Origin of the sequence: Brevibacterium sp. JSBI002 (genome assembly GCF_026013965.1) — a bacterium.
Taxonomy (GTDB): domain Bacteria; phylum Actinomycetota; class Actinomycetes; order Actinomycetales; family Brevibacteriaceae; genus Brevibacterium.
This window is the reverse complement of sequence record NZ_CP110341.1, coordinates 2,531,083-2,552,317: the sequence shown is the minus strand read 5'-3', so window position 1 is coordinate 2,552,317 and position 21,235 is coordinate 2,531,083. Positions and strand designations below refer to the sequence as shown.

Annotated in this window: 18 protein-coding genes; 12 read left to right on the top strand and 6 right to left on the bottom strand. The window is 64.8% G+C overall.

Annotated features, from left to right (window positions below; genetic code table 11):
• The first annotated feature begins 9 nt into the window (after positions 1-9).
• Positions 10-957, top strand: coding sequence for a hypothetical protein (locus LJ362_RS11620; RefSeq protein WP_264799202.1), 948 nt, complete (start codon positions 10-12; stop codon positions 955-957).
• A 3-nt stretch (positions 958-960) separates the two neighbouring features.
• Here LJ362_RS11620 and LJ362_RS11615 read toward each other — a convergent pair whose 3' ends face one another.
• Entirely contained in the window at positions 961-2,331 is a 1,371-nt protein-coding gene (locus LJ362_RS11615; RefSeq protein ID WP_264799201.1) for a PTS transporter subunit EIIC, read from the bottom strand.
• Here LJ362_RS11615 and LJ362_RS11610 point away from each other — a divergent pair.
• Both LJ362_RS11610 and LJ362_RS11605 read left to right on the top strand, forming a co-directional pair.
• Positions 2,319-2,681 carry a PTS glucose/sucrose transporter subunit IIB gene (locus LJ362_RS11610; RefSeq protein ID WP_264799200.1) on the top strand — a complete coding sequence of 121 codons (363 nt, stop codon included), beginning with the start codon at positions 2,319-2,321 and terminating at the stop codon, positions 2,679-2,681. The two genes, LJ362_RS11615 and LJ362_RS11610, sit on opposite strands and share 13 nt — an antisense overlap.
• A gap of 123 nt (positions 2,682-2,804) precedes the next feature.
• The gene (locus LJ362_RS11605; protein ID WP_264799199.1) at positions 2,805-3,257 is read left to right on the top strand and encodes a PTS glucose transporter subunit IIA; all 453 of its coding nucleotides are present in this window, start codon (positions 2,805-2,807) and stop codon (positions 3,255-3,257) included.
• A 25-nt stretch (positions 3,258-3,282) separates the two neighbouring features.
• Here the strand turns inward: LJ362_RS11605 and LJ362_RS11600 are convergent, their stop codons facing one another.
• Positions 3,283-3,801, bottom strand: coding sequence for an adenine phosphoribosyltransferase (locus tag LJ362_RS11600; protein WP_264799198.1), 519 nt, complete (start codon positions 3,799-3,801; stop codon positions 3,283-3,285).
• 90 nt (positions 3,802-3,891) lie between these two features.
• On the opposite strand from LJ362_RS11600, the gene LJ362_RS11595 reads away from it, so the two are divergent.
• The gene (locus LJ362_RS11595; RefSeq protein WP_264799197.1) at positions 3,892-4,506 is read left to right on the top strand and encodes a protein-L-isoaspartate O-methyltransferase family protein; all 615 of its coding nucleotides are present in this window, start codon (positions 3,892-3,894) and stop codon (positions 4,504-4,506) included.
• A 2-nt stretch (positions 4,507-4,508) separates the two neighbouring features.
• Here LJ362_RS11595 and LJ362_RS11590 read toward each other — a convergent pair whose 3' ends face one another.
• Positions 4,509-6,329: an ABC transporter ATP-binding protein gene (locus tag LJ362_RS11590; protein ID WP_264799196.1), complete on the bottom strand. Its 1,821-nt coding sequence runs from the start codon at positions 6,327-6,329 to the stop codon at positions 4,509-4,511.
• On the bottom strand, positions 6,326-8,116 hold the full coding sequence (locus LJ362_RS11585; protein ID WP_264799195.1) for an ABC transporter ATP-binding protein: 1,791 nt from the start codon (positions 8,114-8,116) through the stop codon (positions 6,326-6,328). The genes LJ362_RS11590 and LJ362_RS11585 overlap by 4 nt, the downstream gene beginning before the upstream one ends.
• 371 nt (positions 8,117-8,487) lie before the next feature.
• Here LJ362_RS11585 and LJ362_RS11580 point away from each other — a divergent pair, with 371 nt between their 5' ends.
• The 5 genes from LJ362_RS11580 to serA all read left to right on the top strand — a co-directional run bounded on the left by LJ362_RS11580 (position 8,488) and on the right by serA (position 15,281).
• Positions 8,488-10,422, top strand: coding sequence for an acetolactate synthase large subunit (locus LJ362_RS11580; RefSeq protein ID WP_264799194.1), 1,935 nt, complete (start codon positions 8,488-8,490; stop codon positions 10,420-10,422).
• A complete protein-coding gene (ilvN, locus tag LJ362_RS11575; protein ID WP_101544532.1) occupies positions 10,419-10,934 on the top strand; it encodes an acetolactate synthase small subunit in 516 nt (171 codons plus the stop codon). Before LJ362_RS11580 ends, ilvN begins: the two co-directional genes overlap by 4 nt.
• Positions 10,935-11,040: 106 nt before the next feature.
• Positions 11,041-12,072 carry a ketol-acid reductoisomerase gene (gene ilvC, locus LJ362_RS11570; RefSeq protein WP_264799193.1) on the top strand — a complete coding sequence of 344 codons (1,032 nt, stop codon included), beginning with the start codon at positions 11,041-11,043 and terminating at the stop codon, positions 12,070-12,072.
• 196 nt (positions 12,073-12,268) lie between these two features.
• On the top strand, positions 12,269-13,561 hold the full coding sequence (locus tag LJ362_RS11565; RefSeq protein WP_264799192.1) for a GNAT family N-acetyltransferase: 1,293 nt from the start codon (positions 12,269-12,271) through the stop codon (positions 13,559-13,561).
• A 127-nt stretch (positions 13,562-13,688) separates the two neighbouring features.
• Positions 13,689-15,281, top strand: a complete 1,593-nt coding sequence (gene serA / locus LJ362_RS11560; RefSeq protein WP_264799191.1) for a phosphoglycerate dehydrogenase — start codon at positions 13,689-13,691, stop codon at positions 15,279-15,281.
• A gap of 22 nt (positions 15,282-15,303) precedes the next feature.
• Here serA and LJ362_RS11555 read toward each other — a convergent pair whose 3' ends face one another.
• Together LJ362_RS11555 and LJ362_RS11550 are read right to left on the bottom strand one after the other, a co-directional pair.
• Positions 15,304-16,005 carry a phosphatase PAP2 family protein gene (locus LJ362_RS11555; RefSeq protein WP_264799190.1) on the bottom strand — a complete coding sequence of 234 codons (702 nt, stop codon included), beginning with the start codon at positions 16,003-16,005 and terminating at the stop codon, positions 15,304-15,306.
• Positions 16,002-16,853: an HpcH/HpaI aldolase/citrate lyase family protein gene (locus tag LJ362_RS11550; RefSeq protein WP_139468861.1), complete on the bottom strand. Its 852-nt coding sequence runs from the start codon at positions 16,851-16,853 to the stop codon at positions 16,002-16,004. Before LJ362_RS11550 ends, LJ362_RS11555 begins: the two co-directional genes overlap by 4 nt.
• 297 nt (positions 16,854-17,150) lie before the next feature.
• Here LJ362_RS11550 and LJ362_RS11545 point away from each other — a divergent pair, with 297 nt between their 5' ends.
• The 3 genes from LJ362_RS11545 to LJ362_RS11535 all read left to right on the top strand — a co-directional run bounded on the left by LJ362_RS11545 (position 17,151) and on the right by LJ362_RS11535 (position 21,082).
• Entirely contained in the window at positions 17,151-18,188 is a 1,038-nt protein-coding gene (locus LJ362_RS11545; protein WP_264799189.1) for a 3-isopropylmalate dehydrogenase, read from the top strand.
• A gap of 214 nt (positions 18,189-18,402) precedes the next feature.
• Complete coding sequence (locus LJ362_RS11540) at positions 18,403-19,494, top strand: branched-chain amino acid aminotransferase (protein ID WP_264799188.1); 1,092 nt, start codon at positions 18,403-18,405, stop codon at positions 19,492-19,494.
• 151 nt (positions 19,495-19,645) lie between these two features.
• On the top strand, positions 19,646-21,082 hold the full coding sequence (locus LJ362_RS11535) for an MFS transporter (protein WP_264799187.1): 1,437 nt from the start codon (positions 19,646-19,648) through the stop codon (positions 21,080-21,082).
• Positions 21,083-21,235 lie beyond the last annotated feature (153 nt).

Sequence of the window (21,235 nt, the reverse complement as noted above, 5' to 3'; positions counted from 1 at the left end):
GTTCGAGACATGGGGGAACGAAGAGCACATCATCGCCGCCGGATCGCGTCTGTCGGTGCCGTCATTGTTGCGGCGGTCGGGCTGTCCGGGTGTTTCGGACCAGATCTCAGCGACCGTGCGCATGACATCGGCGCGGTGCTGTCGACTAAGGCGGGGGTCGAAGATGTCAGCACCGTTTACCAGAACGGCTTCGATTCGGGTCGGTTGCTGGCTCACACCGTCACAATGTCCACCGATGCGACACACAATCAAACCCTCGAGGTGGCCGCCGCGTTCGATCAGGAGACCGGTCCGGAGTTCGATCGCTATGACCAGGAGCTCACGCTCCTGGTTTCGGATCAGGAACTTGACATCAGAGACAACACGAGTAGTGACATCATGGCGGAGCGAACGTCGCATCTTCTTATCCTCGCTGCATCACTGTCCGCCGATCGGATCGAGTGGAATAGACAGTCGAAGCAGAGTACCTTCGAAGACTCACTGGAGCTGAGCGACGCGCAGACTGACCCCTTCCGGACAATCAGTGCGGTACGGACAGAGCTCGGCTCCGAAGACTTCCAACTGAGGACCAGAGCTCCGTCCCAGGCTGAGTGGAATGTGGATTTCCCGTTCTCAGAGCAGGCGCAGAACCGTCTGGAGACTGCAATCAGCCCGATCCTTGACCAGAATGATGAGATCAGGATCGAAGACGACCAGGTGTCGAGCTATTTTGTTGAAATCCCTGACGGACCAGAAGCGGTCAGTCAGCTGAGAGACAAAATCGAACGCATTGACGTTGTCAACACTCAGTCTTGGGATTTCCACTGGACTCTCAACGCGGGGCCGAACAATCAGTGGAATCCAGGGTGGGTCAATGTGGGCGGCTGCGACTATGGCGATGAACCAGACTCGCAGTCCACCACAGGGGCACAGACGGTTGAGGATCAGCTGCGAGCTCTGTACGACACGTGCCAGTGAGTGTCAGCTCCGCCCTTCGTCTTGAGCGCGCTTCTTGCCCGTGGACTCATCGGCGGCGAGCTGCGCTTCGTCGAAGACCGATGGAGTTCCGGTGCCGGTGTCGGTCTCGTCCTCGCGACCCGGGGTGTGCAGATTGAACTTGATGATCGCCCACCGGAACAGGAAGTAGTAGATGACCGCATAGGCCAGGCCGATGACCAGCAGAAGCAGGACCGGCCCGATGCCGCCGGACAGTTCGGAGGCTCGTCCGAGGTTGAGCAGATAGTCCAGCGCGCCGGCCGAGAAGCCGAATCCGGATTTGATGCCGAGCGCATTCACCAACGCCAGGGACGTGCCGGTGAGCACGGCGTGGACCGCGTAGAGCGGGAATGCGACATAGGCGAAGGCGTATTCGAGCGGCTCCGTGATTCCGGTGATGAACGCTGTCAGCGCCACCGAGAGCATGATGCCGCCGACGACCTTGCGGCGCTGCGGGTGCGCGGTGCGATAGATCGCCAGGGCTGCGGCGGGAAGCGCGAACATCATGATCGGGAAGAAACCGGTCATGAACGACCCCGTCCAGTCGGCCGTGCCGTCCACACCGGAGAAGAAGCAGGTGATGTCGCCGTGCGCGGTGTCCCCCGAGGAGGTCGTGCACGAACCCAGCTGGAACCAGGGCAGGTTGTTCAGCAGATGGTGCAGTCCGAAGGGGATGAGGAGTCGGTTGATGGTACCGAAGACGAACCCTGTGCCCGGGTTGGCTCCGTGCTCCATGAGGAAGCCGCCTACGCCCTTGTTGATGAGGGAGTCGAAGACGGGGTAGATGAGCGCCATGATCACGGCGATGACCATCGACGCGACCGCAGTGACGATCGGAACGAAACGGCGACCGCCGAAGAAGCCGAGGTAGGTCGGCAGCTTGATTCGGTGATAGCGCTGATAGAGCAGGGCGGTGATGATGCCGACGACGATTCCGCCGAGCACTCCGAAGTTGATGACGTTCTCGCCCTCACCGTTGTCCGAGCCGAAGCCCGGAGCCATGGCCGTGAAGACTCCGGTGAGGACCATATAGCCGACGACGGCGGCCAGTGCCGTGGAGCCGTCGGCCTTCTTCGCGAAGCCGATGGCCACACCGACGGCGAAGATCAGCGGCAGGTTGTCGAACAGAGCCGAACCGGCGGCCGCGAAGACCGTCGCCACCGGCAGCAGCCAGTCCGCGAATTGGCCGAGCCCGTCGGCGCCGAGCATGTCCGGCTGGCCGAAGCGCATCAGCAGGGCCGCGGCCGGAAGCACGGCGATCGGGAGCATGAGGGAGCGTCCGACGCGTTGGAGCTGGGCGAATCCCGGTATCGCCTTCCTGCGATTCTTGGGTGCCTCAGCGGATGCGGTGGTCATCGGTTTCCTCCTCGGAAGTGGGGCAGTTGGTCACCAGTCGCCGTAGACTTGTGACGCAGATCGCAGAACGTGAAATCGACGCCGGCGCATGGACGCCGGAGATGAAGGTGACAGACATGGACAAAGCAGCGCAGATCCTCGCCGGACTGGGCGGTGCCGACAACATCGACGACATCGAAGCGTGCATCACTCGTCTGCGCGTCGAGGTCGACGATGACTCTCTCGTCAACGAACAGGCGCTCACGGCAGCCGGTGCCTTCGGCGTGGTGGTGCAGGGAAGCGCGGTCCAGGTCGTCGTCGGTCCGGAGGCCGACAACCTCGTCGATGACATCGAAGACCTCATGGGCTGAGTCACGTCTTCGTCTCCTCTGCTCGCCGATGAGCATCTGCTGGTCGACAGTGATCCTTGTCTGTAGTCTGAGGTCAGTCTAGGCGAAGTACAACTGATTTTGGAGAAAGGCGGCCTGCTGACTATGGCAGTCACGATCGCTGCACCCATCACCGGCACGGTGATCCCATTGACGGAGGTTCCCGACCCCGTCTTCGCAAAAGCGCTCGTCGGCCCCGGAGCGGCCATCGACCCCGGCGAGGCAGCGAACCTGACCGTCACGGCTCCTGTCTCGGGAAAGCTGACGAGCCTCAAGCCCCACGCCTTCGTCATCTCCCACCGGCCCGATCAGGGTGTGCTCGTCCACCTGGGCATCGACACCGTTCACCTGAAGGGAGCGGGTTTCACGCTCCGTGCCGAGGCCGGGCAGCAGGTCGAGGCCGGCGAAGAGATCGTCGTCTGGGACTTGGCAGCCGCGCGGGAAGCGGAGAAGTCCGTGGTCGTTCCGGTTGTCGTCCTCGAAGCCGACGCCGAGAACCTGACCCTCGCCGAGGCGGGACCGATCTCTGCCGGCGATGCCCTCATCCGAATCGGCTGAGGATGTCCGAATCGGCTGAGGCGTCTCACTCCGCGAAGAGGGTATGAACCTCGCCCGTATGCTCGCGTCCGCCGAGCGCGGTGAGCTCAAGGACGACGGCTGACCCGATGACCTCAGCGCCGAGATCGGCGACTAGGGACTGGGCCGCTGTGAGCGTTCCGCCGGTGGCGAGGATGTCATCGATGAGGAGGACGCGCTCGCCCTTCGCCAGGACATCGGGGCCTTCGATCGTGGCGGTGCCGTATTCGAGGGTGTAGGACACGGCAGCCGCTGGGCGGGGGAGTTTTCCGGCCTTGCGGATCGGCAGGATTCCGACTCCCGTCATCGCGGAGACGGCACCGGCGAAGAGGAAGCCGCGGGCCTCGAGTCCGCCGACGATATCGAACTGTCCGGCGAACGGTTCGATGAGCGCCTCGGTGACGGCCCGCATCGCCGGACCATCGGCGAGCAGCGGGGAGATGTCGCGGAAGACCACTCCCGGTTCGGGATAGTCGGGAATCGAGGTGATGAGGCTCTGGGCGCGGGAGAGATCGGATTGGGTCACGGCACAACGATACTCGGTGGCGCCATTGTGCCCTCCCCGCGGATCGGCACAATGGGAAGGTACCGAAGACCGTCGTGGATCGGAGGAGCAATGACATCGGATGCGACGCACGGTCGAATCGCCGAGGCGTTCGCCCGGGTTCCGCGCGAACGCTTCCTGCCGATGGCGGAACGTCAGAATGCCTTAGACAATGTGCCCCTGTCGATCGGGCGCGGGCAGACGAATTCGCAGCCGAGCACCGTCGCTGACATGCTCCGACTCCTCGATCCGCAGCCGGGTGAAACCGTCCTCGACCTCGGATCGGGCTCCGGATGGACGTCGATGCTGCTCGCCGTCCTCGTCGGGCCGACCGGGCGGGTGCTCGGGGTCGAACGGCATCCCGAGCTCGTCGAATCCTCGCGGGCGGCCATCGAGGCCGTCATCGCCGAGTCCGCAGACCGGGAGACCTTCGCCGACGTGGCCATCCACGAAGCCGTTCCAGGCGCACTCGGTCTCCCGGCTGAGGCACCGTTCGACCGGATCCTCGTCTCCGCTGGGGCAGAATCACTGCCCGACCAGCTCGTCGATCAGTTGGCCGTCGGTGCCACGATGGTCATTCCCGTAGCGGGGGAGATGCTCCGCGTCGTCCGTGGCGGCCCTGGCTCCGACGGGCTGACGATCACTCGTCACGGCCGGTACCGGTTCGTGCCGCTGATCAGCGAGTGACCTCACACGAGGGAGTCGCGCCAGGCTTGGTGCAGCTGCGCGAACTTGCCCGTTCCGGAAATGAGCTCGTCCGGTGTCCCGTCCTCGATGATCCGACCGGATTCCATGACGAGCACGCGATCGGCGATCTCGACGGTCGACAGGCGGTGGGCGATGATGATCGCCGTTCTGCCCTCGAGCACTGTGGCCAGAGCGTTCTGCACCAGACGCTCGGACGGGATGTCGAGGTGCGCGGTCGCCTCGTCGAGGACGACGACATCCGGATCGGCGAGGAACACCCTGGCAAAGGACACGAGCTGACGCTGGCCCGAACTCAGCCGGCCGCCGCGCTTCTTCACATCCGTGGCATAGCCCTCGGGCAGTCGGCGGATGTACGCGTCCAAGCCGACCGCGGTCGCGGCCGCCACGACATCGTCATCGCCGGCGCCCGGGTTGCCGATGCGGATGTTGTCGGCGATGGTGCCGGCGAAGAGGAACGACTCCTGAGTGACCATGACGACCGACGATCGCAGCTGTGCATCATCGAGGTCACGCAGATCAACCTCGTCGAGGGTGATCCGACCAACGCTTGGATCGTAGAAGCGGGTGACGAGCTTGACCAGGGTCGACTTGCCCGCGCCGGTGGCGCCGACGAGCGCGACGATCTGTCCCGCCGGGATGTGGAGATCGAAGCGGGGGAGGACATCGGGGCCGTCGGAGTAGGCGAAGCGGACGCCGTCGAGATCGAGGGCACGACCGCTGGCAGACGCGTCACTGGTTGCGTGCGCAGGCAGAGCCTGCGGCTGGGTCGGTTCGACCACCTCGGGGTCGGTGTCGAGCACCGCCGCGATCTTCTCCAACGCCGCCGAGGCGGACTGGTAGAGATTGAACGCCTGCACGAGTTCATCGAGAGGACCGTAGAAACGGCGCAGGTAGAGGATGAAGGCGGCGAGCACGCCGATCTGAGTCCACCCCTCGATGACGAGCCACGCACCGATGACGATGATGACCGTCTGCGTGATATTTCCGATCAGCCGGGTCCACCCGGCGAACCACGCCACCCCGCGCAGGGCGTCCGTGTTCGCATCCCGATAGCGCGCATCCTGATCGCTCAGGGTCCCGCGCCGCTCGGGCTGACGCCGGTACGCCTGCACGGCGCGGATGCCGCCCATCGTCTCGACGAAGTGGACGATGACCTTCGCAATCGACGTCCGCGTGCGCCGGTAGGCGCTGCGCTGAGTCGTATGCGCAGCCTTCGTGATGAAGAACAGCGGCACGAAACCGGCGAAGACGACGATCGCCAGCGGCACATCGAGGACGACGAGGGTGACGGCGATGAAGAGCATCTGCAGCACCGCCAGCGCCGTGTCGAAGAGCGAATACGACAGGAACTGCTGCACCGATTCCATGTCCGACGTCTGCCGGGACACGAGCCGACCCGAGGTCGACTTCTCGTGATAGCCCAGGTCAAGACGCTGCACATGCGTGAAGACCCGCTCGCGCAGGGTGAAGAGGATCCTCTGCGCGGTGATTCCGACGAGCCTGGTCGACGTGAAAGCCAAGACCGCCGAGGCGACTGCGGAGACCACGAAGAGCGTGACCGCCCGAATCAGCGGATCCATATCGCCGTCGATGGCTGAGGGCACACCCTGATCGAGGGCGTCGGCGATGAACACCGGCCCTATGACCATGAGCGCCGCGGTTAGCACGACGATGACAGCGAGAAAGACGACCATCGCCAGGTGCGGCCTGACCAGCGACATCAGCAGGGCGCGGGCCTTCTTCGCAATGTCCGGCGGCAGCGACTCGATCTCGTCGTCGCTGTCGAGACGTGGCATGCTCATGGTGTCCCTCCTTCCTTCGCCGAGGCGGCCGCCCCCGGATACGTATGCGCATCGGCTTTCGCGCTCGCCCCCATGAGTTCGCGGTAGAGCTTCGAGGACTCGAGCAGCTCTTCGTGGGTGCCGAGCGCTGCGATCCGGCCCTCGTCGAGCACCGCCACCACATCGGCCAATGCAGCTGTGGATGGGCGGTGGGCGATGATGAGAGTCGTCGAATCCGGCAGGATCACCCGCAGTGCTCGCTGCACTCGGTCCTCGGTGTCGACGTCGACGGCCGAGAGCGGGTCGTCGAGCACGAGGATGCGCGGACGCGCGATGACCGCACGAGCCAGAGCGAGGCGCTGACGCTGACCGCCGGACAGGGACAGTCCCTGTTCGCCGACCTGCGTATCCAGACCATCGGGCAGTCGGGAGACGAAATCCTTCGCCGCCGCGATCTCGAGGGCCTCCCAGATCTCCTCCTCGCTCGCGCCCGGGGCACCCATCTCGACGTTCTCGGCCACCGAGGTCGAGAACAGGATCGGATCCTCGAAGGACACGGACACGAGGTGACGCAGCTCGTTGACCGGCATGTCTCGGATGTCGACGTCGTCGATGCTCACCGTGCCGGCGGAGACGTCCTGAAGCCTGGGCACCAGTGACGCCAGCGTCGTCTTTCCCGAGCCGGTCGCCCCGACGAGAGCGAGAGTCTGACCGGGCTCGATAGTGAGATCGAGACCGCGCAGAGTCAGTCGCTCGGTATCGGCGAAGTGGAAATCGACATCGTCGAAGCGCAGCTTCCCGCGGTAGCGGCCGACTTCGGGGGCATCGTCGACACCGCCGTCGGCATCGGTGATGTCGTGGCGGATGTCGATGACCTCCCAGTACCGTCCTGCGGCGGTCAGCGCCATGAGCGCATCGGCGAGCAGGAAGCCGAGCATCTCGATGGGCATCCGCAGCACCATCGAGATCGTCACGGCCGCCACGACAGTGCCGATCGTCGTCCAGCCCTCGATGACACCCCACGTGCCGACGGCGACGATCGCGGCCTGAGCCAGAGTCGGCAGCAGCAGGAGTACGCTCCACAGCCACGAGTCGAGCTTCGCTTTGCGGATCTCCAAGGACTTCAGCCGGGTCGAGATCTCGGAGAAGCGCTCGGCGGCCCAGGGGGAGCGTCCGAAGGACTTGAGGATGCGGATGCCCTGGATGGACTCCTCGACGTCGGTGGTCAGTTCGCCCATAGTGTCCTGCGACCGACGGGAGGTCTCCCGATAGTGCTTCTCGAAGACGGCGACCGCGATGATCGCCGGCACCGCCATGATGATCATGATCAGACCGAACACCGGCTGCATGACCACGAGCATCACCGTGCCGACGGCGAGCACGATCGGTGTGGAGAGGAGGAACGGCAGCCCGAACGCGAAGAAGCGGCGCAGCTGGGACAGATCATTCACCGCGCGCGAGAGGAGCTGGCCGGACTCCCAGGAGTCATGGATCGCCACCGAGGTGTACTGCAGGCGATCGAACAGACGCGAACGCCACGTCACTTCCCAATGGGAGACGACGGGGGCGACGACCATGCGCCTGGCCCACATGCCGACAGCCTCGGCGATGCCGATGAGCAGCACCCCGAGGACCGGCAGCCACAGTCCCGACAGATCTCGGTTGGCGATGGGTCCGTCGACGATGTAACCGGTGATCACCGGGACGATGAGCTGGATTCCGTTGGCCAGGAGAGTGAGGACGAGCACGAGGACGTACACGCCGATGCGGGAGCGGAGATCAGGCCAGAAACGGAGGAGGGGGCGCACGAGAGTCAAGCCTAGTCGCAGACTGTGACCTATTCCACGAATCCGGCAAACTGGCTTCCCGTTTCTCTGTGCGCTGAATATGCCGGTCAGGCGGAGGGGCAATGGGAGATGTGGACACTGGGCCGCCTCGGCGAGTCTCGCCTGGCAACCATTGGCGGTCTCGAATGTCGGGACGAACGTTTGCGAGGTTTGACACCCTCGAGTGCTGCGGGGAACTATTGAGGCATGACTCACCTTCTTGTCGTCGTTATTACCCAGCGCGCGGATCTTCCGTAGCCTGTCGAGACGACACGTTCCGCGCGCCCCTACCGAATCCGGAGGGGCTTTTTTAATGCGGAGATGAGAAGGAAACCCAGGAAGGATAGGAATCGATGGCAGCCAAGCCCTCGACCGCGAAAGACACGGGCACTCAACCCGCGTCCGCACCGGTCACAGCCACACCGTCCAGCATTCGCCGCAACACCGGGCCGGAGGTCCTCACCGGCGCACAGGCGATCGTCCGCAGCCTCGAGAAGCTCGAGGTCGACACGGTATTCGGGCTTCCCGGCGGCACCATCCTTCCCACCTACGACCCGCTGTTCGAGACGGACAAGATCCGTCACATCCTCGTCCGTCACGAGCAGGGCGCCGGCCACGCGGCCGAAGGCTATGCGGCCGCATCGGGCAAGCTCGGCGTGTGCATCGCCACCTCGGGCCCGGGCGCGACGAACCTCATCACGGCTCTGGCCGATGCGCACATGGACTCCGTGCCGATGCTCGCGATCACCGGTCAGCAGGCCTCGACGCTGCTCGGCACCGACGCCTTCCAGGAAGCCGATATCGTCGGTATGACGATGCCGGTGACCAAGCACAGCTTCCTCGTCACCCGTGCCGAGGACATTCCGGCGGCGCTCGTCAACGCCCACCACATCGCGACCACCGGCCGTCCCGGCCCCGTGCTCGTTGACATCACCAAGGATGCGCAGACCGGCACGGCCCCGTTCGTCTGGCCGGAAGAGCCGGTGCTGCCCGGCTACCGCCCGATCCTCAAGCCGCACGCCAAGCAGATCCGCGAGGCCGCACGCCTGATGTCCGAGGCTCAGCGCCCGGTGTTCTACATCGGCGGCGGAGTCATCCGCTCGGAGGCCGAGAAGGAGCTGCTGCGCCTGGCAGAGGCGACGAACATCCCCGTGGTCACCACGCTCATGGCGCGCGGAGCCTTCCCCGACTCGCATCAGCTGCACTTGGGCATGCCCGGAATGCATGGCAGCGTGCCTGCCGTCACTGCCTTCCAGAAGGCCGACCTGCTCATCGCCATCGGTGCCCGCTTCGACGACCGCGTGACCGGCAAGCTGGACTCGTTCGCACCGAACGCCCAGGTCATCCACGCCGATATCGACCCGGCCGAGATCGGCAAGAACCGAGAGGTCGACGTCGCCATCGTCGGCGATGCCCGCGAAGTGCTCGCCGAGATGCTCGCCGAGATGCGCAGCAAGTTCCCCAAGGCTCTGGAACGTCAGCGCGAACCGTGGTGGCGCTTCCTCAACCGTCTCAAGCAGACCTACCCGCTCGGCTATGAGACGCACGGCGAACTGTGCGATCCGCAGTACGTCATCTCGCGGATCTCGGCTCTCACCGGCCCCGAGGCGGTCTATGCCGCAGGGGTGGGGCAGCACCAGATGTGGGCAGCTCAGTTCGTCGAATTCGAACGCCCCAAGTCCTGGCTGAACTCCGGCGGACTCGGCACCATGGGCTACTCCGTGCCGGCTGCCATGGGCGCGAAGGTCGCCCAGCCCGACCGTGTGGTGTGGGCGATCGACGGTGACGGCTGCTTCCAGATGACGAATCAGGAGCTGGCCACCTGCGCGCTCAACAACATCCCGATCAAGGTCGCGATCATCAACAACTCGTCGCTGGGCATGGTCCGCCAGTGGCAGACCCTGTTCTACGACGGCCGGTACTCGAACACCGACCTCAACACCGGACACGAGACGATCCGCATCCCCGACTTCGCCAAACTGGCAGAAGCCTACGGCTGTGAGGCGATCCGCGTGGACCGCAACGAGGATGTCGACGCCGCGATCGAGAAGGCGCTGTCGATCAACGACCGACCGGTCGTCCTCGACTTCACGGTCCCACCGGATGCGATGGTGTGGCCGATGGTCGCGGCAGGCGTGTCGAACGATGAGATCGAATGCGCCCGCGGCATCCGCCCCGAGTTCGACGGAGAGGGCGAAGAGGAGGCCGAGGCCGCCATCGCCGAGGCCGGAGCGAACGAAGACGGCACGGTGCGTTCCGTGGCTCAGATCGAAGGAGGCCTGGAATGAACAGCAGCCGACATACACTCTCTGTCCTGGTCGAGAACAAGCCAGGCGTGCTCACCCGGTTCACCGGGCTCATCGCCCGCCGCGGCTTCAACATCCACAGCCTCGCCGTCGGTGTGACCGAGCATGAGGAGCTCTCACGGATCACCGTCGTCGTCGACGTCAACGACGTTCCGCTGGAGCAGGTGACGAAGCAGCTGAACAAGCTCGTCAACGTCATCAAGATCGTCGAACTCGAACCCGAGTCCTCGGTGCGCCGTGCGCACATCATCTACAAGGTGAAGGCGAATGCGGCCACACGACCCCAGGTCGCCTCGGCGGTGGAGATGTTCCGGGCGAAGATCGTCGACGTCGGACCCGACTCCGTGAGCATCGAGGCCACCGGCGAGCTCGGCAAGGTCGAAGCCCTGCGCGAGGTCCTCGAACCCTTCGGGATCAAGGAGATCGTGCAGTCGGGAACCGTGGCCATCGGCCGCGGGGCGAAGTCGATCACCGACCGCGCACTGCGCAGCTGATTTAGCGTTCCAACTTGTGGAACCCCGCTCATCTCAATACGTGAACAGCAGTACCGAACTGTGAAACAATGGGGACATCACCCCGTAATCCGAAGGAGCTAGAACTATGGCAGCAGAACGCTATTACGACGACAACGCAGACCTGTCGATCATCCAGGGCAAGAAGGTCGCCGTCATCGGCTACGGCAGCCAGGGCCACGCCCACTCGCTGAGCCTGCGCGACTCCGGCGCAGAAGTCCGCATCGGCCTCAAGGAAGGCTCGGCCAGCCGCGACAAGGCCGCATCTGAGGGCCTCGAGGTCGGCACCCCCGCCGAGGTGGCCGCATGGGCCGATGTCATCACGATCGCCGCACCCGACCAGGTTCAGGCCGAGATCTTCAACAACGAGATCAAGGATCAGCTGGCTCCTGGCAAGACCCTCGTGTTCATCCACGGCTTCAACATCCGCTATGACTACATCAAGGCTCCCGAGGGCGTCGACGTCATCATGGTCGCCCCGAAGGGGCCCGGCCACGTGGTTCGTCGTGAGTTCGTCGACGGCCGCGGTGTGCCCGTGCTCGTTGCTGTCGAGGTCGACGCTTCCGGCAAGGCCTGGGACACCGTGCTGTCCTACGCCAAGGGAATCGGCGGCCTGCGTGCCGGCGGCATCAAGACCACCTTCACCGAGGAGACCGAGACCGACCTGTTCGGTGAGCAGACCGTGCTCTGCGGCGGTGTCTCGCACCTCGTCCAGTACGGCTTCGAGACCCTGACCGAGGCCGGCTACCAGCCCGAGATCGCCTACTTCGAGGTCCTCCACGAGCTCAAGCTCATCGTCGACCTCATGGTCGAGGGCGGCATCGCCAAGCAGCGTTGGTCCTGCTCCGACACTGCTGAGTACGGCGACTACGTCTCCGGCCCGCGGGTCATCACCCCCGAGGTGAAGGAAAACATGAAGGGCGTCCTCGACGACATCCAGAACGGAAAGTTCGCCGAGCGCTTCATGAACGACCAGAAGAACGGCGCACCGGAGTTCAAGGAGCTGCGCGCCAAGGAAGAGACTCACCCGATCGAGTCCACCGGTCGCGAGCTGCGCAAGATGTTCGCATGGCTGAAGGATTCCGACGACGACTACACCGAGGGCACTGCCGCTCGCTGAGTCTGAATCTCAATCCCGCCGAGGCGGCCCCAACGTTGCGACGCTGGGTCCGCTCCAGCGCGGCCGACTGAGACAAGGAGCCCCGGACAGATGTCCGGGGCTCCTTCGCATTCACCTCGGCGATCCCCGGGCGACAGACATCGATCGATTGGGAGAATCTCCCGACGGCGGCACCGATCTGGACTACTGTGGATGTGTGACGAATTACAGATTCGAAGACTTCGAGCCCACCATCGACGAAGCCACCGGCGAGCCGGACGAGCGCACGAAGGGGTACTTCGCCTCGACGAGCGTCGGCTTCCACGACCCCCGCTCCACTGATGCGGCCCTGTTGGGCAGGGTGAAGCGGGGAATCGCCGATGGGCGCAAGCTCACGGCCGTCTATGCCGACCAGGAGTTCGGCCACGGACTGGAGTCGTCGATCCCGGTCGCGACCTTCGCCTGGTTCGAGAAGCTCGTCAACGTCGGCGGCGGTCGGCTGGTCCCCGGGCACCTCATCACCTGGATCACGGTACGGCCGACTCATCGTCGGCGCGGACTGCTGCGGTCGCTGATGACCACGGACCTCGCCGAGGCGAAAGCAGCCGGCTATCCGTTCGCCGCGCTGACTGCGACCGAAGGCGGAATCTACTCGCGCTTCGGCTTCGGCGTGGCCACCTGGCTGCGTTCGATCGAGGTCGACACCTCACCCGGGTTCAAGATGGTCCGCGAACCCGATCGCCGGGTCGAGATGTGCCTGCCCGGCGAGCTGCGCGAACTCGCTCCGAAGATCTACGACCGATTCATGCGCACCTCGCCCGGAGCGATGGAGCGCCAGCAGACCTACATCGAACGCGCCACCGGCGCCCTCAACACCGAGACCGGCGAAGAAGATCGCGGCGTCCGCGCGGCCCTGCACTTCGACGAACAGGGCGAGCCCGACGGCTATGTGTCCTACAAATTCGCCGGCTGGTCGAAGACCCCGCCGACCGTCGACATCATCGACTTCGTGGCCGCCACCGATGCGGCCTACGCCTCCCTGTGGTCGTTCCTCGCCGCCATCGACCTGTCGACCCGCGTGACCTTCGGCGAGTCCGCCGAGTACTCGCCGTTGCCGTGGCTGCTCACCGATTCCCGGCGCGTGAAGACCGTCGCGAGCGAGGACAACATCTGGATCCGGATCCTCGACGTCAAGGCCGCGCTCGAAGCCCGGCCCTGGTACGTGCCCGGAACGCTGACGATCGACATCGACGATTCCCTCGACCTCGCCGGTGGACGCTTCACGATCACCTCGGATGGTGAGAGCGCCGAGGTGACCCCCGCCTCCGATTCGACGCCGGCAGACCTGGGGCTCGGCATCGCCGAGCTCGGGTCGCTGTACCTCGGCGGCGCCGATCCCGTCATCCTCGCCCGGGCCGGACGCATCGATGAGCAGACGCCGGGATCCGCCGTGCTTGCCAGCGCGATGTTCAGCTTGGGGCGCGCGCCGTATTCGCCGAACGGGTTCTGAGCACGCCGCGGATTCTTAGCGACCCGAATGGTCTGTTGAGCGATTCTTCCCAGAATCTGAGACCTTGTGAAGGAATCCTGAAAGTCTCATAAGGTGGACGCGTCCCGGACGCAACAGGAGGAAATCAGTGCCCAAGCCCGTCGTGCTCATCGCCGAAGAACTGTCACCGGCCACCATCGAAGCTCTCGGAGGAGACTTCGAGATCCGTCACACCGAGGGCGCCGACCGATCCCAGCTCCTGCCCGCCATCGCCGACGCCGATGCGATCCTCGTCCGGTCTGCCACGCAGGTCGACGCCGAAGCCATCAACGCGGCGAAGAATCTCAAGGTCATCGCCCGCGCCGGAGTCGGACTCGACAATGTCGATGTCCCCGCGGCCACCTCGGCGGGTGTCATGGTCGTCAACGCACCCACCTCGAACATCATCTCCGCAGCCGAGCTGACGATGGCCCACATCCTCGGTTCGGCTCGCTACTTCGGTGCCGGAAACACCTCGCTGAAGGCGGGGGAGTGGAACCGGAAGAAGTACACCGGCGTCGAACTCTACGAGAAGACCCTGGGCATCGTCGGCCTCGGCCGCATCGGCGGACTCGTCGCCGAACGCGCGAAGGCCTTCGGCATGCGACTCGTCGGCTACGACCCCTACATCACTCAGGCACGCGCGGCTCAGATGGGCGTCGAGGTCCTCGACCTGCCCGGCCTGCTCGCCGTGTCCGACTTCGTCACCGTGCACATGCCCAAGATGCCGGAGACGGTCGGCATGATCAGCACCGAGGAGCTCAAGGCGGCCAAGCCGGGAGCTCGGTTCATCAACGTCGCCCGCGGCGGCATCATCGACGAAGCGGCCCTGGCCGAGGCCGTGGCCAACGGCGAGGTCGGCGGCGCCGGAATCGACGTCTGGAACGTCGAACCGCCGGAGCACTCGGCACTCATGGACCTCGACGCCGTCAACGTCACCCCGCACCTCGGAGCCTCGACTCATGAAGCTCAGGAGAAGGCCGGCGTCGCCGTGGCGAAGTCCGTGCGCAAGGCCCTGGCCGGGGAACTCGTTCCCGATGCGGTGAACGTCGCAGGAGGCGCGATCCACGAGGATGTGCGTCCGGGCATTCCTCTGGCCGAGCGTCTGGGACGGGTCGTCAATGCGCTGGCCGATTCCTCGGTCACGCACTTCAAGGTGGAGGTCAACGGCGAGATCGCCGACAAGGACGTCTCCGTCCTCAAGCTCTCCGCGCTCAAGGGCCTGTTCAAGGACGTCGTGTCCGATCAGGTCTCCTATGTCAACGCTCCGCTGCTGGCCGAAGAGCGCGGAATCGGCGTCGAGCTCGTCACCGATCCGTACTGCGAATCGTTCCGCAACATCACCCGTCTGACCGCGACGACGAGCACCGGGCAGCGCATCTCCGTGTCCGGAACGGTCACCGGTCCGAAGCTCGTGCAGAAGCTCACCGAGGTCGACGGCTACTCGCTCGAGATCGAACTGACCGACAACCTGCTGATCTTCCGCTATGAGGACCGTCCGGGAATCATCGGTCAGCTGGGTCTGGCGCTCGGTGCCAACAACGTCAACATCGCCGGAATGCAGGTTTCGCCCGCGTCGACGAGCAACGAGGCGCTGTCCGTCCTGGCAGTGGATTCGGTCGTCTCGGACGAGGTCGTCAAGGCCGTGGCCGGTGCCGTGAACGCTTCGGCCTTCACCGGCGTCTCGCTCCAGGAGGACTGAGCCCCTCAGCAGCTGGACCCGTTCAACCCGCAAGCCACTGAGCGAAGCGGGGTGAGCGGGTCCTCTGCGCTGTCAGGGTCCAGAATTCGTCGACGAGAACGGCGACGGCGATGCCGATGAAGGCACCGGCGATCGTGTCGGTGAGCCAATGGACCTGGAGCGCGGTCCGCGACCACATCATGCCGAGGATCCAGATCCCGGCGAGGATGAACGACCAATGGAAGCCCATCCTCGGTGGTTGTGCTTCTGTTGCCTGGGTTGCCGACCCGCGCCGCTGATGACGGCGGCAGGCGATGATGGCCAGACTCATGGCCAGTGCGGCAGCGCCCATCGAATGCCCAGAGGGGTAGGAGAATCCCAAGGATGCGTAGAGCTGGTCGCCGGGGCGCAGCCGGGTGACGATGGCCTTGAGGAGCTCCGAGGCGGCGATGCCGGCGAGCATCGTGGTGACGAGGAAGAGCGTCGAGCGCAGGCGTCTGCGCAGCACGAAGATGCTCGCGAGCAGCGCGGTGCAGATGACCACACCGTTACCGCCGCCGACCTCGGCGAGGACGACGGCGATCCAGTACGGCACCGAGCCTCTATCGAGGCCGGCGAACTCCAGCCACGACTGATCGACCGGCGTGGGGCCGATGCGCTCGAGATGCAGCCACAGTCCGAAGGCGATGACGAGCAGGACGGCGGGCAGTGTTGCCCACAGCAGCCAAGGCGGCTGTCGGCTCAAGCGTTCCAGAGACCGTAGGCGTCGGCCATGGACGCGATCTTCTTGGCGCGGGCCAGGCGCGGCAGGTAGGAGCCGTCGGTGATCTCGGATCCGCCTTCGGCGGCTTCGAGCATCTGGCGGGCCCAATCGCGTTCGTCTTCGCTCGGGCTCATGGCCTCGTTGAGGGTGTTGACCTGGTCGACGGTGAGGACGAGCTTTCCGGTCATGCCCATCATGTGTGTGACTTCGGCATCGGCCCAGACCTTCTCATCATCGGCATCGGCGGCCGAAGGGCCGTCGATGGGTCCGGGCAGGCCGCCCATGCGAGAGGCGATCGTCAGGCGTGAGCGGGCATATGCCAGAGCCATCGGATCGCCGGAGAAGCCGGTGTCCTTGCGGAAGTCATTGGTGCCGAAAGCGAGGCGGAAAGTACCGGGCGCCTCGGCGATGCGGGTGGCGTTCTCCACTCCGCGGGCCGATTCCAGGAGGGCGAGGACGGGCAGGCCGGCCTTTGCGCGCATCGCGGTGTAGGACACTTGCTCGGGGCGTTCGGTCTCAGGCAGCATGACTCCGCGCAGGCCCGGAAGCATGGCAACGGCGGCGAGGTCGTCGGCCCAGAACTCGGATTCCATCTTGTTGATCCGCACCCAGGCGGACATTCCCGAGTCGAGGGCGCGCACGACATTGTCGCGGGCTTCGATCTTCTTGTCATCGGCGACAGAAGCCTCGAGGTCGAAGATGACGGAATCCGCTTCCGAGGTCTGCGCAGGCGTGAACAGCTCCTCCCTCGCAGCATTGACGAGCAGCCAGGACCGGGAGAGTTTGGCGGGCAGAGCTGCGGCGCGGGCGTTGCGGATGATTTCGGTCAATGATCGACTTTCTCTCGGGGCTGGTTGCGGTCGGCCCCCACGGGGTTTGGGGTGCTGTCTCCATTTTCGTCCCTGCGGCGTCGGATGTGTAGCCGAGAACAGTGATTGAGACGTGAATTTGTTCATGTCGGCACACGAAGCGCGGGGCAGCGGCGGGTGCGGGGGTCTTCGTCCGATGTGTCCGCGCCGCTGCTGCGCCGACGTCGCTGCATCTCCGCCCTCTGCGACGGCGCGGACGACGGTTCACATTGTAAGACGCCGTAGTTGTATCGTGAGATTGAGCTCTATTCTTTGAGCATGAAGTTCTCAATCGCAGTCATGCCCGGAGACGGAATCGGCAACGAGGTCGTCCCCGAAGGCCTCAAAGTCCTCAAGCGCGCCATCGAGGTGTCAGGCGAGCCCGTCGAACTCGAACTCACCGATTACAAGGTCGGTGCTCAGCGCTTCCACGAGACCGGTGAGACGCTCACCGACGAGGAGCTCGAATCGCTGCGTGAACATGATGCCATCTTCTTCGGCGCCTGCGGAGATCCGTCCGTGCCCTCCGGTGTGCTCGAGCGCGGGGTCATCCTCAAGATGCGCTTCGGGCTGGGGCACGCGGTGAATCTGCGTCCGTCGAAGCTGTTCGCCGGAGTCACCAGCCCGCTGGCCGACCCCGGGAAGATCGATTTCGTCGTCGTCCGCGAGGGCACCGAAGGGTCATACACCGGTTCCGGTGGTTCCGTGCGCACGGACACCCCGCAGGAAGTCGCGACCGAGGTCTCGGTCAACACCTGGTACGGCGTCGAGCGCGCCGTCCGCGATGCCTTCGCCCGCGCTCAGGCGCGGAACAAGAAGCTCACCTACGTGCACAAGCACAATGTCATGGTCCACGCCGGTCACCTGTGGCGTCGTGTGGTCGAGAAGGTCGGGCAGGAATTCCCCGAGGTGGCCGTCAACTACGAGCACACCGATGCGTGCACGATCTACATGGTCACGAATCCCGAGCGCTACGACGTCATCGTCACCGACAATCTCTTCGGCGACATCCTCACCGACCTCGCAGCCGCGGTCACCGGCGGAATCGGTCTGGCCGCCTCGGGGAACCTCAATGTCGAAGGAACGGCGCCGAGCCTGTTCGAGCCGATCCACGGATCCGCTCCGGACATCGCGGGGCAGCAGATCGCCGACCCGACCGCCTCGATCCTGTCGGGGGCGCTCATGGCCTCGCATCTGGGGCTCGAGACCGTGGCCAAGGCGATTGAGACGGCCGTCGAGGGCGACCTCGCCGAGCGCGACGGAACGAAGCGGTCCACCGCCGAGGTGGGCGACGCGATCGCGGCACGCCTCGGCTGACCGGATCGACCGCCTCGGCGAGGGGACGAGTGGGTGACCACGGGGTCACCTCTGCGAGGGGACGGATGGGCAACCATGGGGTCACCTCTGCGAGGATGAACCCAACCGAGCGACACCCGATTTCGGGTTTGACGACATCACCCCGGTGCGACGAGCGCCGGGGTGGTGGACTACCCTGGAAGTGTCACTCATCACAAGTGAGAAAAGAGTTTTCATGACAGATTTCACCGTTCTTAAGAACCTCCAGCCGCAACCCGAGCTGGTGCGCGAGAACATCAAGAAGGACCCCGGCTTCGGCCAGTACTTCACCGACCACATGGCGCACATCCGCTATACGATCGGTGACGGTTGGCAGGGACACGAGGTCCGCCCTTATGGTCCGCTGCTGCTCGACCCGGCGGCCGCCGTCCTGCATTACGCCCAGGAGATCTTCGAAGGGCTCAAGGCCTACCGTCATGCCGATGGATCGGTGTGGACGTTCCGACCCGAGCGCAACGCAGCGCGCATCAACAAGTCCGCCGAGCGTCTCGCGCTGCCGCAGCTGTCCGAAGAGGACTTCATCAACTCGCTCAAGCACCTGGTCAGTCTCGATCAGGCCTGGGTTCCGACGCCGGAGTCGGACGCGGATGAGTCGAGTCTGTACCTGCGGCCGTTCATGATCGCCACGGAGCGGTTCCTCGGCGTGCGGGCCAGCCACGAGGTCGACTACTACGTCATCGCCTCACCTGCCGGTCCGTACTTCTCCGGCGGCATCAAGCCGGTGTCGATCTGGCTCTCGCCGAAGCTCAAGCGCGCCGGCGCAGGCGGTACGGGCTTCGCCAAGTGCGGCGGCAACTATGCATCGTCGCTGGTGGCGACCAACGAGGCGGCCGCCAAGGGATGCCAGCAGGTGCTGTTCACCGACTCGGTTGAGAACAAGTACATCGACGAGCTCGGCGGCATGAATCTCATGCTCGTGACGAAGAGCGGCAAGCTGCTCACCCCGGCGCTGAGCGATTCGATCCTCGACGGCGTCACCCGTCGTTCGCTGCTCGAACTGGCACCGCAGCTCGGACTCGAGGCCGAAGAGCGTCAGATCTCCATCGAGGAGTGGCGCGAGGGCGCGGCCAGCGGCGAGATCGTCGAGGCGTTCGCCTGCGGCACCGCTGCGGTCATCACGCCGATCAGCAAGCTCGTCAGCGAAGATTTCACCATCGACCATGGTGAAGAGGCCGGTGAGAAGACCATGGAGCTGCGCAGGACGCTGCTCGGCATCCAGTACGGACGCGTCGAGGACAAGAACAACTGGCTCGTGCGTCTGGCCTGAGGGGCGGGGCTCTGGAGGGCCGGGCGTCGCGATGATCGCGGAGTCCGGCCCTTTGTGTCAGTCCGGCTGCTGTTGCGGAGCCGTTGACTACGGGGTGACCGGTCGGCAGTTATTTTACTCAGTTGTGCGTTAATTAGGGTACTGTGGCCACGTGCATACGACCACCTCGGCGTCGGTTCCGACAGCCTCCGAAGTCATCGCTCACCTGCCATGGAAGTGGCGCACTCAAGGTGCCATCTTCATCATCGGCGGGCTCGGTTTCATGTTCGACGCATGGGACGTTGCCCTCAACGGATTCCTCATTCCGCTGCTCAGCGACTATTGGAGCCTCAGCGTCGGCCAGGCCGCGTGGATCGCGACCGCTAACCTCATCGGCATGGCGCTTGGTGCCTTCACCTGGGGCGGCATCGCCGACGTCATCGGCCGGAAGAAGGCATTCACTCTCACCCTGCTCGTGTTCTCGATCTTCACCGTCGCCGGAGCCTTCGCACCCGCATACGGGTGGTTCATCCTCTTCCGCTTCCTCGCCGGATTCGGGCTCGGCGGATGCATCCCCGTCGACTATGCCCTCGTCGGGGAGTTCACTCCCAGCCGCCACCGCGGACGCGTGCTCACGGCGATGGACGGATGGTGGCCGATAGGAGCCTCGCTGTGCGCGTTCGTTTCGGCCTATCTGCTCGGGTTCGGGGACTGGCGCCTGATCATGCTCGTCATGATCGTGCCGGCCCTGTTGACGGTGGCGGTGCGTTTCGGGATTCCGGAATCACCTCTCTACCTGGCCTCGGTCGGACGCTACGCAGAGGCCGATGCGATCATCAAGCGACTGGTCGAGCGCACCGGTGCCGACGTCACCGAATGGACCCATGAGCCGGTCGGAGGGGCTGCTGCGACGCCGACGACAGACCCTGCCTTGTCGCAGACCGTGCCGTCTTCGGGCTCAGGGCCGAAGGTCAGCAGGCAGCTGCGCGCGGCCAGTGGTCAGCTGGTGCAGCTATGGCAGCACTCCGCGAGGACGACTCTCGTCGCCTGGTCGCTGTTCGTCTCTGTCCTCCTTGTCTACTATGCGGCACTGACATGGTTGCCGGGGATCCTCAAGAAGCAGGGGCTGGCCGATCAGGCGGCATTCCTCGTCACCGGATCGATGACCGCGGTGGGCATCCTCGGCGTGATCGTCTCCGCGCTCATCGTCGAACGATTCGGTCGCAAATGGGTGCTCGGGGTCTCATCGATCGTGGCCGCCGTCCTCCTCGTCGGATCTGCCGTATTCATCGAAGCCTCCGGCGCCGATCTCACCTTCGCGGCGAAGGCTGCAATCATCGGGTTCGGCTTAGTCATCCAGATCGCCATCCCGACGCTCTACACCTACGTCTCCGAGCTCTATCCGACCCGGCTGCGCGGATCCGGATTCGGTTGGGCATCGGCAGCGTCTCGACTGGCGACAGGTATCGCTCCGATCGTCTTCGGCGCGTTCATGTGGCCCGTACTCGGCTTGACCCTGACGTTCGTCCTCACAGGAGCGCTCGTGGTCGTCGCCGTGCTGCTCATGGGCTTCCTGGTCCGAGAGACCACCGGCGAAGAACTGAGCTGATCCGGCCGCGGGAGTCGGGCTGATCCGGCCACAGGAGCAACGGAGCATTCAGCCGAAAGTGCCACTGTCCCCGCCTCATTGAGGTCAGCGCCCGATCTGCCTCCACGGACGTCTGACCTGGACAGATGCCCAGGTGGACTCTTGTGTCAGTGC